At 64.0% G+C, this 12,150-nt stretch carries 15 protein-coding genes; 14 read left to right on the top strand and 1 reads right to left on the bottom strand.

Features of this window, described 5'->3' with window-relative positions; genetic code table 11:
• Positions 1-89: 89 nt before the first annotated feature.
• Entirely contained in the window at positions 90-683 is a 594-nt protein-coding gene (pyrE, locus tag IP68_RS01755) for an orotate phosphoribosyltransferase (protein WP_054133215.1), read from the bottom strand.
• Positions 684-880: 197 nt separating this feature from the next.
• On the opposite strand from pyrE, the gene coxB reads away from it, so the two are divergent.
• From coxB to IP68_RS01690, 14 genes are all read left to right on the top strand, one after another.
• A complete protein-coding gene (coxB, locus tag IP68_RS01750; protein ID WP_054133214.1) occupies positions 881-1,966 on the top strand; it encodes a cytochrome c oxidase subunit II in 1,086 nt (361 codons plus the stop codon).
• A 15-nt stretch (positions 1,967-1,981) separates the two neighbouring features.
• Positions 1,982-3,649 (top strand): cytochrome c oxidase subunit I, encoded by a 1,668-nt coding sequence (gene ctaD, locus IP68_RS01745; protein WP_054133213.1) that lies wholly within the window; start codon positions 1,982-1,984, stop codon positions 3,647-3,649.
• A gap of 105 nt (positions 3,650-3,754) precedes the next feature.
• Entirely contained in the window at positions 3,755-4,711 is a 957-nt protein-coding gene (locus IP68_RS01740) for a heme o synthase (protein ID WP_082382048.1), read from the top strand.
• Entirely contained in the window at positions 4,708-4,881 is a 174-nt protein-coding gene (locus tag IP68_RS20030) for a hypothetical protein (RefSeq protein WP_156317894.1), read from the top strand. Before IP68_RS01740 ends, IP68_RS20030 begins: the two co-directional genes overlap by 4 nt.
• Positions 4,878-5,453, top strand: a complete 576-nt coding sequence (locus IP68_RS01735) for a cytochrome c oxidase assembly protein (protein WP_054133257.1) — start codon at positions 4,878-4,880, stop codon at positions 5,451-5,453. The genes IP68_RS20030 and IP68_RS01735 overlap by 4 nt, the downstream gene beginning before the upstream one ends.
• Positions 5,454-5,497: 44 nt before the next feature.
• Complete coding sequence (locus tag IP68_RS01730) at positions 5,498-6,313, top strand: cytochrome c oxidase subunit 3 (protein WP_054133212.1); 816 nt, start codon at positions 5,498-5,500, stop codon at positions 6,311-6,313.
• Between the two features lie 29 nt (positions 6,314-6,342).
• Positions 6,343-6,741, top strand: a complete 399-nt coding sequence (locus IP68_RS01725) for a DUF983 domain-containing protein (RefSeq protein ID WP_054133211.1) — start codon at positions 6,343-6,345, stop codon at positions 6,739-6,741.
• Positions 6,738-7,313, top strand: a complete 576-nt coding sequence (locus IP68_RS01720) for an SURF1 family protein (protein ID WP_054133210.1) — start codon at positions 6,738-6,740, stop codon at positions 7,311-7,313. Before IP68_RS01725 ends, IP68_RS01720 begins: the two co-directional genes overlap by 4 nt.
• A gap of 28 nt (positions 7,314-7,341) precedes the next feature.
• Positions 7,342-7,845: a GNAT family N-acetyltransferase gene (locus IP68_RS01715; RefSeq protein WP_197275690.1), complete on the top strand. Its 504-nt coding sequence runs from the start codon at positions 7,342-7,344 to the stop codon at positions 7,843-7,845.
• A gap of 46 nt (positions 7,846-7,891) precedes the next feature.
• A complete protein-coding gene (gene thrC, locus IP68_RS01710; RefSeq protein ID WP_054133208.1) occupies positions 7,892-9,307 on the top strand; it encodes a threonine synthase in 1,416 nt (471 codons plus the stop codon).
• A 9-nt stretch (positions 9,308-9,316) separates the two neighbouring features.
• Entirely contained in the window at positions 9,317-10,213 is an 897-nt protein-coding gene (locus IP68_RS01705; protein WP_054133207.1) for a class I SAM-dependent methyltransferase, read from the top strand.
• A 103-nt stretch (positions 10,214-10,316) separates the two neighbouring features.
• A complete protein-coding gene (locus IP68_RS01700) occupies positions 10,317-10,700 on the top strand; it encodes a dihydroneopterin aldolase (protein WP_231683603.1) in 384 nt (127 codons plus the stop codon).
• Complete coding sequence (locus tag IP68_RS01695; RefSeq protein ID WP_054133206.1) at positions 10,697-11,482, top strand: SDR family oxidoreductase; 786 nt, start codon at positions 10,697-10,699, stop codon at positions 11,480-11,482. Before IP68_RS01700 ends, IP68_RS01695 begins: the two co-directional genes overlap by 4 nt.
• A gap of 56 nt (positions 11,483-11,538) precedes the next feature.
• Positions 11,539-12,138 (top strand): fasciclin domain-containing protein, encoded by a 600-nt coding sequence (locus tag IP68_RS01690; protein ID WP_054133205.1) that lies wholly within the window; start codon positions 11,539-11,541, stop codon positions 12,136-12,138.
• The last annotated feature ends 12 nt before the right edge of the window (positions 12,139-12,150 follow it).

The following is a 12,150-nucleotide window of genomic DNA, read 5'->3' as shown; positions in this document are numbered from 1 at the left end:
CGCGGCTGCCACGGCAGCCTCGTCAATGGCAGGCGGCGGTGCGCCAGCGCCCAGCAGCAGCGCTGCGAGCGGAGCGAACAGCCAGCGGATCATGCCGCTTCTGGTTCCTTGCGGCTTCCCGGTTTGACGCCGGGAGTCGCAGCGAGCTCAGGGGGCAGGGCGTCTTCGGCGAAAGTCGGGAAGTTGAGCGAGATCAGCGGGAAGAACGGAACGCCCAGCGACACCTCGCCAGCGGTGCGGTCGACCAGCGCGCCGGCAGCTATCACATTGCCGCCCGCTGCGTTCACCGCTGCGATCGCTTCGCGCGAAGACAGTCCTGTGGTGACGACGTCTTCCATCAGCAGCACCTTCTGGCCCGGCTTGATCGCAAAGCCGCGACGCAGCTCGAAGGTTCCCGTGGGGCGCTCGACGAACATCGCCTCGACGCCCAGCGCGCGGCCCATCTCATGGCCGATGATGAGGCCGCCCATCGCGGGCGAGATGACGAGGTCGATCTGGCTGCGGACATCGCGCGGCATGCGGGCGGCGAGCGCGCTGGCGAGGCGCGAGGCGCGCATCGGGTCCATCAGCACACGGGCGCATTGCAGATAATGCGCGCTGTGCAGCCCCGAGGAGAGGATGAAATGCCCTTCGAGCAGTGCCTGACTCGCCCGAAACTCAGCCAGAATTTCTTCGTCCTGCATTGTATTTAGCCTTTTACGTAGCGTCTCGGCACCCCCCGGAGGGGGGCTTGGGGATGGGTGCAAAAAATATCCCTAGATTGGCTTGAGACTGGCGGCAAGCCTGCGTATAGGCACGATTAGCTATGACGCAAACACGGCAGTGATCCGGCACTACGGGACGTGGACGGATGCCCTGCCCATACAGGGACATTCTACGAATGGCGTTCGCATCTTGGACGAAATCTATCGGTTTCGCAGCCCTTGTTCTCGTAACCGCGCCGCTGGCGCTGGCACAGACGCCGCCGGCTCCGCCGGTCGCTGCTCCCGCCCCCAGCACGCAGGTTGCACCTGAAGCCGCAGCGCCTGCCGCTGCTGCTCCCGCCGCCACCGCCGAAGCCGCTCCGGCAGATGCCGCTGCTGCAGGCGCGCTCGATTCGAGCTACACCCCGATGGCGCCGACCCCGGGCAAGGGCATGCCGGTCGACAAGGGCATCGACTTCCAGGACCAGTATTCCGAGCTTGGTGAATATGCCTATTGGCTCGACACCATCGTCCTGCTGCCTATCATCGTGGCGATCTCGCTGCTGGTGCTCGGCCTGCTGATGTGGATTGTCATCCGCTATCGCGCCGCCGCCAACCCGGTCGCATCGCGCGTCACGCACAATACCACCATCGAAGTTATCTGGACTTTGGTTCCGGTGCTGATCCTGGTGGGTGTTGCGGTCCCGTCGATCGACCTGCTCGCCAAGCAGTACAAGCCCGCACCTGCCTCGGCCGTGACCGTCAAGGTGACCGGCTATCAGTGGTACTGGGGCTACAGCTATCCCGACAACGGCGATTTTGAGGTCGTCTCGAACATGCTGACCGAAGAGGCCGCCATCAAGAGTGGCGAACCGTACCAGCTGGCCGTCGACAACCGCATGGTCGTCCCCGCCGGTGAGCCGATCCGCATCATCACCACCGCTTCGGACGTGATCCACAGCTTCTCGGTGCCTTCGCTCTGGTTCAAGATGGACGCCGTCCCGGGCCGATCGAACGAGAAGATGCTCGTGATCAAGGAGCCCGGCGTCTATTACGGCCAGTGCTCCGAACTGTGTGGCGCACGCCACGGCTTCATGCCGATCGCGGTCGAGGCGCTGCCTCGCGCCAAGTTCGACGCTTGGGTCCGCTCGCAGGGCGGCACCGTCAAGGGCGATGAAGTCGCCGCCGCCGCAACTCCCGCCGCTGCACCTGCAGCCGCCACCACCACTCCCGCAGCAGAAGGCGCAGGCACTGCCGCCGCCGCTCCTGCAGCCGCTCAGTAAGGACAGGGCAAGACCATGACCACGATTGCTGCCAACCCGGCCGATCTGCATGACCATGATCATGCACATGACGACCACAAGCCCGCGTTTTTCCAGCGCTGGTTCATGTCGACCAACCACAAGGACATCGGTACGCTGTACCTGATCTTCGCGATCGTCGCGGGGATCATCGGCGGTGCCATTTCCGGCCTGATGCGCATGGAGCTGGCTGAGCCCGGCGTCCAGTATCTGCAGGGCTGGGCCTCGATGATGCAGGGCAGCGAAGCCACGCTCGACCAGGCCTATCACATGTGGAACGTGCTCATCACCGCGCACGGCCTGATCATGGTGTTCTTCATGGTCATGCCAGCGATGGTCGGCGGCTTCGGCAACTGGTTCGTTCCGATCATGATCGGTGCGCCGGACATGGCCTTCCCGCGGATGAACAACATCTCGTTCTGGCTGCTGATCCCCGCCTTTGCCCTCCTGCTCGGCTCGACCTTCGTGCCCGGCGGTTCGGGCTTGGGTGCCGGCACCGGTTGGACGGTCTACGCTCCGCTGTCGACCAGCGGTTCGGTCGGACCTGCCGTCGATCTTGCCATCCTGTCGCTGCACCTTGCCGGTGCATCGTCGATCCTCGGTGCTATCAACTTCATCACCACCATCTTCAACATGCGCGCTCCGGGCATGACGCTCAACAAGATGCCGCTGTTCGTGTGGTCGATGCTGGTCACCGCGTTCCTGCTCCTCCTCTCGCTGCCGGTTCTGGCCGCAGCCATCACCATGCTGCTGACCGACCGCAACTTCGGTTCGGCCTTCTTCAACGCCGCAGGCGGTGGTGACCCCGTTCTGTATCAGCACCTGTTCTGGTTCTTCGGCCACCCCGAAGTGTACATCATGATCCTGCCCGGTTTCGGCATGATCAGCCACATCATCGCAACCTTCTCCAAGAAGCCCGTGTTCGGCTATCTCGGCATGGCCTATGCCATGGTCGCAATCGGCGTCGTCGGTTTCGTGGTGTGGGCGCACCACATGTTCACCGTCGGTCTGTCGGTCAACATGAAGATGTACTTCACCGCAGCAACCATGGTGATCGCGGTGCCCACGGGCATCAAGATCTTCTCGTGGATCGCGACGATGTGGGGCGGTTCGCTCACTTTCAAGACCCCGATGGTCTGGGCGCTCGGCTTCATCTTCATGTTCACCGTGGGTGGCGTGACCGGTGTCGTGCTCGCCAATGGCGGCGTCGACGACAACCTGCACGACACGTACTACGTGGTCGCCCACTTCCACTATGTGCTCTCGCTGGGCGCGGTGTTCTCGATCTTCGCAGGGTTCTACTACTGGTTCCCCAAGATGAGCGGCCGTCACTACAACGAGCTGCTGGGCCACCTGCACTTCTGGGTGTTCTTCATCGGCGTGAACATCCTGTTCTTCCCGATGCACTTCCTGGGCCGTCAGGGCATGCCGCGTCGCTATCCCGATTATCCCGAGGCGTTCGCCTACTGGAACGAGATCGCCTCGCTCGGCTATGCGATCATGGCTGCCGGCATGCTGATCTTCTTCGTGAACATCGCCTATGCCATGGTTGCCGGACGTCGTGCCGAAGGTAATTACTGGGGCGAGGGTGCCACGACGCTGGAATGGACCCTGTCCAGCCCGCCGCCGTTCCACCAGTTCGAAACGCTGCCCGTCATCAAGTAAGGCAGGCAGAGTTCGGGCAGATTGACGGGCCGACACGGATGTTTCCAGGTCGGCCCGCAGCCCCTCCCCGAAAGGGAGGGGTTTGCCATATGGGTAATGAGTGACATGACCGAAGCCGTTCAGCAGTTGGATCGTCAGGCAGGCGCCGTTCCGGCCCCGCATGGCGCGCTCATGCCCGCACACTGGCGGGACTTCTGGGCATTGACCAAACCCGGCGTGATCCGCCTGGTGGTGTTTACCGGCCTGTGCGGGCTTCTGGTTGCGCCCGGGACCATTCACCCGGTCATCGGCTTCGTTGCGATCCTGTGCATCGCGATGGGCGCGGGCGGTGCCGCAGCGCTCAACCAGTATCACGAATCCGATCTCGACGCGCTGATGAAGCGCACCGCCAACCGCCCGATCCCCGCAGGCCGCATGGACCGCGAGGCCGCGCTGCAGTTCGGCCTGGCGCTGTCGGGCTTTTCGGTGGTGATCATGGGGCTGGCGGTCAACTGGCTGTCGGCTGCGATCCTGGCATTCTCGATCTTCTATTACGCCGTGATCTACACGGTCTGGCTCAAGCCCAATACGCCGCAGAACATCGTCATCGGTGGCGGGGCTGGGGCGTTCCCGCCGGTGATCGGCTGGGCTGCGGTGACCGGTGATGTCACCATGCTGCCGATCCTGCTGTTCTCGATCATTTTCTTCTGGACCCCGCCTCACTTCTGGGCGCTCGCACTGTTCGTGAAGATGGATTATGCGCGCGTCGGCATTCCCATGATGCCCAACGTCGCGGGCGAGAAATCCACGCGCCGTCAGGTGTTCGGTTATTCGCTGGTGCTGCTCGCGACCGCCATGGCGCCGTTTGCGCTCGGCCTTGCTGGCTGGACCTATGGCGCAAGTGCGCTGGTGCTCTCGGGCGTGTTCGTGCTGCTGGCCGCCCGCGTCGGCTTCCGCGTCGCGGGCGAGGGCGATGCGCTCAAGCCCGAAAAGCAGCTGTTTGCCTATTCGATCCTGTATCTGTTCATGATCTTCACCGCGGTGGTCATCGACCGGGCGGTGCTGCCGGCCATCGCGGCATGACCGAACAGCCCACATCGACCCCGCAGGCCCCCGATTTCAACGATCCGGAGGTCCTTGCCCAGTTGCGCGCGCGCCAGCGCAGCCGCGCGCTGTTCATGGCCGCGATTCTCATCGCCTTGTGCGTGATGTTCTATGTTATCACCATCGTGAAGATCGGGGTATGGGGATGAACGCCGCGACGCTTTCTCCCGATGTTTCGCGCCGCAACCGCAAGGCTGCTCTCCTCGCTTTGTGCTTTGCGGGCGGAATGCTCGGCATGGGCTATGCCGCGGTGCCGCTGTACCGCATCTTCTGCGAGGCAACCGGCTTTGGCGGAACCACGATGAAGGTCAGCGAAGAGACCGCTTCGGCAATCGCGGTGACGGACAAGCAGATCGTGGTGCGGTTCGATTCGAACGTGTCCTCGGCGCTGCCGTGGCGCTTCAAGCCGGAAAACCCGACCGAGAAGATTACCATCGGTGCGCGCGACATGGCCGCGTTCGTGGCGGAGAATCTTTCGAGCAAGCCGGTGACCGGAACCGCGACGTTCAATGTCACGCCCGTGCAGGCCGGTCGCTATTTCGCCAAGGTCCAGTGCTTCTGCTTCACCGAGCAGACGCTGCAGCCGGGCGAGAAGGTGCGGATGCCGGTGATCTATTATGTGGACCCGGCGATCCTCACCGATCCGGACACCAAGGATATCGAAGAGATAACCCTCAGCTATACCTTTTACCCGCTGGACCAGGCGAAAAAGGGCAGTTAAGGGCTTAGTTTGAAGACGCTTTAGGGACGACAGGGACCAGACCGATGGCCGGAACAAAGAACCACGATTATCATATTTTGCCGCCCAGCATCATTCCGTTCGCGGGATCGATGTCGGCGCTGCTCATGGCCGTAGGCGCGATCCTGTGGATGCACAGTGTCGATCCCTCGGGCATAGTTTTCTACGCCGGTGTCGCTGCCGTGGCAGCTACCTTCTATTTCTGGTGGGCGCAGGTCATCAAGGAAGCGCATGCGGGTGATCATACCCCGGTGGTGCAGCTGCACCTGCGCTACGGGATGATCCTGTTCATCGCTTCGGAAGTCATGTTCTTCGTCGGCTGGTTCTGGGCATGGTTCGATTTCTCGCTGTTCCCGTCCACCGCGGACGTGATCGGCGGAACCTGGCCGCCCAAGGGTGTCGAAGTGCTCAACGCCTTCGAACTGCCGCTGCTCAACACGCTGATCCTGCTGTGCTCGGGCACCACCGTCACCTGGGCGCACCACTCGCTGATCAACGGCGACCGCGATGGCCTGATCAAGGGCCTGTGGCTCACGATCATCCTGGGCATCGTGTTCAGCTGCGTGCAGGCCTATGAATATTCGGTCGCGCCTTTCCCGTTCAAGGACCTGAACTATGGTTCGGCCTTCTATATGGCGACCGGTTTCCACGGCTTCCACGTGCTGGTCGGCACGATCTTCCTGATCGTCTGCCTGGTGCGCTCCTATAAGGGCCACTTCACCCCCAAGCAGCATTTCGGCTTCGAAGCCGCTGCATGGTACTGGCACTTCGTCGACGTGGTGTGGCTGTTCCTCTTCCTCGTCATCTATGTCTGGGGTGGTTGGGGTGCGGTGACGCATTGATATCCAGCCGATGAACCGGCGCGGTCATCATGGATGATCCGCAAATCCAAAAAGGGCAGTCTGGTCTGGTCCAGGCTGCCCTTTTCGGCGAATGCCCCGCGTGCGGATCGCGCACGCTGTTTGCCGGCTGGGTACGCTTTGCGACCCGCTGCCGCGCGTGCGGGCATGATTTTTCCAGCTACAATGTCGGCGATGGGCCTGCCGCGTTCCTGATCCTGGTGATCGGGGCGCTGGTGTGCGCCTTTGCGCTGGTGCTTCAGGTCAGGATGAGCCCGCCGTTCTGGGTGCACATCCTGCTCTGGGTGCCGATCACCAGCGCGCTGGTGCTGCTGTCGCTGAGGGTCTCCAAGGCGGCCATGCTGATCCACGAGGCTCGCGCCGAAGTGCGCGAAGGCAAGATCGCAGATGACACGAGGCTAGACCCATGAAACGCCCGCCCCTGTTGCCGACCCTGGTGGTCGGTATCGCCATCGCGATCATGATCGGGCTGGGCGTTTGGCAGCTCCAGCGCATGGCGTGGAAGGATGCGCTGCTGAAGGAATACGCCTCGGCGTCCGATCAGCCCGCGATCGCCTGGCCGGCAGTGCCCGATGCCGGGTCGCTGCCGCTGTATCGCAAATCGTCGGTCAACTGCCTCACCGTCACCGGCTGGCGGTCGTCCAGCGGCCGCAGCGGGCGAGGACAGGCGGGGTGGGTGCATATCGCTTCGTGTTCGACCGGCGCGGAAGGCCCCGGCGCGCAGGTGGTGGCCGGGTGGTCCTCGCGGCCCGACGATCCGGTCTGGTCCGGCGGGCAGGTCGGCGGCATCATCGCACCCGACAGCACGCATCTGATCCGGCTGGTCGCGGCGCCTCCCGTGGCGGGGCTTGACGCCGTGCAGCCGCCTTCGCCGGAGGACATTCCGAACAATCATTGGGCCTATGCGATACAATGGTTTTTATTCGCAGCGATCGCTGCCGTTATATACGGTGTGGCAGTCGCACGGCGGACGCGATCCTGATCGTCCGCATGACGCCTGAGGAGAGATGATGCAGGGCGGACATTATTACGGGTTTCACAGGGTCTCGCATTCCGACCTGCCGATGCTGGAGGCCTGGCTGGAAACGCCCGAGGTGCAGAAATGGTGGGGTGACCCGCGCCATGAACTCGCGCTGATCGAGGAGGACATGGACAATCCCGACATGGTCCAGCTGATCGGGATGCTCGATGGCCGCCCGATCGCCTATATCCAGCATTTCGAGGTGCATGCCTGGCCGCAGAAGCATCTGCAGGATCTGCCACAGGGTGCGCGGGCGGTCGATTGCTTCATCGGCATCCCCTCGCTGATCGGCAAGGGCCATGGTGCCAAGCTGCTGGCGATGCTCGCCAAGCAGCTTGCCGCGCAAGGGGTTCGCGTGCTGTGCATCGATCCCGATCCGCACAACCAGCGCGCACGCAGCGCCTATATTCGCGCAGGCTTTGTCGAACATGGCGAGATCGAGACGCCGGAGGGTCCCGCCGTGCTGATGTTCTACGAAAACCCGGAAGACTGACGCGCAGGTTGCATGCGGCATGCAGGCCCGCTAACGGGTCCAACCCATGGACTATATCAGCACCAGGGGGAAAGCAGCGGCGCTCGATTTCGAGGGCGTGACGCTGGCAGGTTTGGCAAGCGATGGCGGGCTTTACGTTCCGCGCAGCTGGCCGACGTTCACGCAAGCCGAGATCGCGGCGATGGCGGGCCTGTCCTATGTCGATCTCGCGGTGAAGATCATGGCGCCGTATGTGGCGGGCAGCCTGACCGAGCACGAGCTGCACGAGCTGTGCGAAGCGGCTTATGGGCGATTCTCGCACAAGGCGGTAACGCCGCTGGTGCAATTGGACCAGAGCAACTGGCTGCTCGAACTGTTCCACGGGCCGACGCTGGCGTTCAAGGATGTCGCGCTGCAATTGCTCGGGCATCTGTTCGAGCGCTTCCTGTCGAACCGCGACGCCCATCTGACTATCGTCGGCGCGACCTCGGGCGATACCGGATCGGCGGCGATCGACGCGGTCGCGGGGCGCGAGAAGGTCGATATCTTCATGCTCCATCCCGATGGCCGCGTCTCCGACGTCCAGCGGCGGCAGATGACCACAGTGCTTGCCCCCAACGTCCACAACATCGCGATCGACGGAAGCTTCGACGATGCTCAGGCGATGGTGAAGCGGATGTTCGGCGATCCGGATTTTGCCGGCAAGTTCACGCTGTCGGCTGTCAACTCGATCAACTGGGCGCGGCTGATGGCGCAGATCGTCTATTATTTCGCCGCCGCGCTACAGCTGGGCGCGCCGCACCGTCCGGTCGCGTTCTCGGTGCCCACGGGCAATTTCGGCGACGTGTTCGCAGGCTATGTCGCCAGCCAGATGGGACTTCCGATCGCGCGGCTGGTGGTCGCGACCAACGTCAACGACATCCTCCACCGCGCATTGAGCGCGGGTGATTACTCCGCCGGCAGCGTCACGCCGACCGCGGCGCCATCGATGGACATCCAGGTCAGCTCGAACTTCGAGCGGCTGCTGTTCGATCTGGAAGGCCGCGATGGCGCGTTGACTGCGGCGCGGATGCAGGGCTTCGAGGCGAGCAAGGCGATGCAGCTGACGCCCGCAATGCGCGAGGGGGCCAACGGCATCTTCGCCAGCGCGCGGATCGACCCGGAAGAGATGGGTATCGCGATGCGCCGGGCATGGGATGATGCGGGCCAGGTGCTCGATCCGCACACCGCGATCGGCCTTGGCGCGGCGCACCGGCTGCAGGATGAAGGCACGCTCGATCGCGCGATCCCGTGCGTCACGCTGGCCACCGCGCATCCCTCCAAGTTCCGCGATGCGGTCGAACGCGCCACGGGCCTGCGCCCGCGTCTGCCCACCCGGGTCGGCGACCTGTTCGAGCGCGCCGAGCGGTTCGACAAGCTGGCGGGCGATTACCACACCGTGCGCGATTACATCGCCGCGCGCGCCGTCCCTGCCAGGGGCTGACGCTCAATTATGGCCGCTCTCGATCCGCAACCGGTGCTGATGATCGGCGAACCGCGTGAGGATTACACGCTGATCGACAGCGGTGGCGGGCGCAAGTTCGAAGCTTACGGCCCCTACCGCTTCGTCCGCCCCGAGCCGCAGGCGATGTGGCCCACCACGCTTGCCGATTGGGACGCCGATGGCGCCTTCATCCCTGGATCGGACGAGGATGGCGGCGGCAAATGGCAGCTCGAGCCCAACGTGCCGCGCGATGGCTGGCCTTTGGCGTGGGAGGAGGTGCGGCTGACCGCGCTCAACACACCCTTCAGGCATCTTGGCTTCTTCCCCGATATGGATCCGGTGTGGCGCTGGCTGCGCGGGCAGATCGGCGAGCATCAGGGCGATGAGCCCGCCAAGGCGCTCAACCTGTTCGGCTATACCGGGGTCGGCACGCTGGCAATGGCGGCTGCGGGCGCCGAACTCACCCATGTCGATGCCTCGAAGAAGTCGGTGGCGGCAGCGCGGGTCAACGCCGCATTGTCGGGCATGGAGTCGCTGCCGATCCGCTGGCTGGTCGATGATTGCGTCAAGTTCGCCGCGCGCGAGGTGCGCAGGGGCAAGCGCTATGACGCGATCCTGCTCGATCCGCCCAAGTTCGGGCGCGGACCCGAGGGCGAGGTGTGGAAGCTCGAGGAGCATCTGCCCGGCCTTATCGCCGATTGCCGCCGGCTGCTCGATGACCGCTCGCGCTGCCTGTTCCTTACAGTTTATGCCGTAAGGATGTCCGCGCTGGCGCTGGGCGAACTGCTCGCGGCGCATTTCGCCGATCTGCCCGGGAAGATCGAGGTCGGCGAGCTTGCGGTGCGCGAGCAGGCGGGGGGACGATTGCTTCCCACAGCCATCTTCGCGCGCTGGTCGAACAGCTGAACGCTTGCGTTGCCGCGCGCAATTTGCGAACGCGCAGCGCACATTGACGACTTGCGGCATACTCCGGCAAGCGACGCTCTTGATGCAGAACAGGCTACCCACTTTGACCGATACCAAACCCGACAGCCTGATCCTCGAGGTCGCCGATTTCGATGTCAACGTTCTCACCGGCATCTATTCGGAAGAGACCAAGCTGCCCCAGCCGCTGCGCTTCACCATCCAGGCGGAGATGCTGGCTGAGGATCATTACGGGCCCGATACGCCGCTGGCGGCATCCAAGAACTATATGGATCTCAAGCACGCAGCCTCGACCGCGCTGCCGCAGGGCGTGCATTTCACGCTGATCGAGGCGGTCGCGGATCATGTCATCGAGACGCTTTTCCTGCAGGACCCCCGCATCCGCCGGTTGACGATCAAGATCATCAAGCTGGCGATCGCCGAGCAGGGCGAATCGATCGGCATCACGTTGACCCGGACGCGCCGGTGAGCGCGGCGGGCAGCGCGCGACTGGCGCTCGTCACGGGCGGATGCCGCCGGGTCGGTGCTGCCATTGCTGCCGAACTGGCCCGATCGGGCTGGGCGCTGGCGCTGCACGGACGCAGCGATGCGGTGCCCGATGCCGAACTGGCAGAGGTTCTTGCGGAGCGCGAAACGCACTGGCACGGCTTTACCGCCGATCTGGGGCAGGCTTCGGCGCCTGCGGAGCTGATCGCTGCGGTGATCGCGCATTTCGGCCGCGCGCCCGATCTGCTGGTCAACAACGCCTCGCTGTTCGATTATGACGACCTTGCCAGCCTGACGCCGCAGATGCTGACCGATCATTTTGCGGTCAACACCTTCGCGCCGGTGCTGCTGGCGCGCGATCTGGTGGCAGCAGCAGGAGAGGGGGCGCAGCCTGCGATCGTCCAGATCATCGACCAGCGGGTTCGCAACCCCAATGGCGACCAGCTGTCTTACACCCTTTCCAAACAGGCGCTGGCCGAATCGATCCGCACGCTCGCGCGCGCCTTCGGGCCCAGCGCGCGGGTCAACGGCGTCGCGCCCGGGCTGACGCTGGCGACCAGCGACTATGACGACGCGCAAATGGCACGGCTCGCCGCGCGGATGCCGCTGGGGCGGTTGTCCACGCCGCAAGACATTGCACGTGCGGTGCGCTACCTTGCAGACGAGCCGGCGATCACCGGCCAGTTGCTTTTCGTCGATGGCGGTGCCCATATGCTCAGCCTGGATCGGGACTTTGTTTTCCTGGACAAGCAGGAAGAGGCCTGAGCCCGTAGGGCCGAACAGGGGGCTAACCCCATCAGCCCGAAATATTGGAGATTACCATGCGTTCACAAGCCGTTGCTGCCCTGCTGGGTCTGACCCTCACCGTCGCGGCCTGTGGCAGCCAGGATGGCGGCGGCGATCCGGTCAAGCGGATCGATCCCAAGAGCCTGGAGGTGGCCGAGGCCAGCGGCGAGGTCGAGCCCGATGCCATCTTGCGCGTCGATGAGGTGGTGCTGCGCAACCCCGATCTGTCGACGCTGGCGCGCGCGATCAAGGCAGCCGGTCTGGCTGAGGCACTGGGCGCCGACACACCGATGACGCTGTTCGCGCCCGACAATGGTGCCTTCGACAAGGTCGGGGTCGATGCGCTCGCCGAGCTGCTGCTGCCCGCCAACAAGGAGCGGCTGGCGACCGTCCTGAAATATCACGTCATCCCCGGACGGCTGACCGCCGCCGATCTGCGCAAGCGCATCGGCGACAGCGGCGGCAGCGTCGAGATCGTGACGCTGCAGGGCGAAAGGCTTAACGCTTCGGTCGAGCTCGACCAAATTCGCCTGTCCGACGCCAGCGGCAACGTCGCCTCGATCGCGCTGCCCGATCTGGCGGCGAGCAATGGCGTGGTGCACGGCATCGATCAGGTGCTCGGCCCGCAGCTTTAAGGCTGCAGACTT

It is taken from the genome of Blastomonas sp. AAP25, from assembly GCF_001295965.1.
Classification (GTDB): domain Bacteria; phylum Pseudomonadota; class Alphaproteobacteria; order Sphingomonadales; family Sphingomonadaceae; genus Blastomonas; species Blastomonas fulva.
Note: the sequence above shows the minus strand (reverse complement) of the source record. Positions and strands in the feature narration are given on the sequence as shown.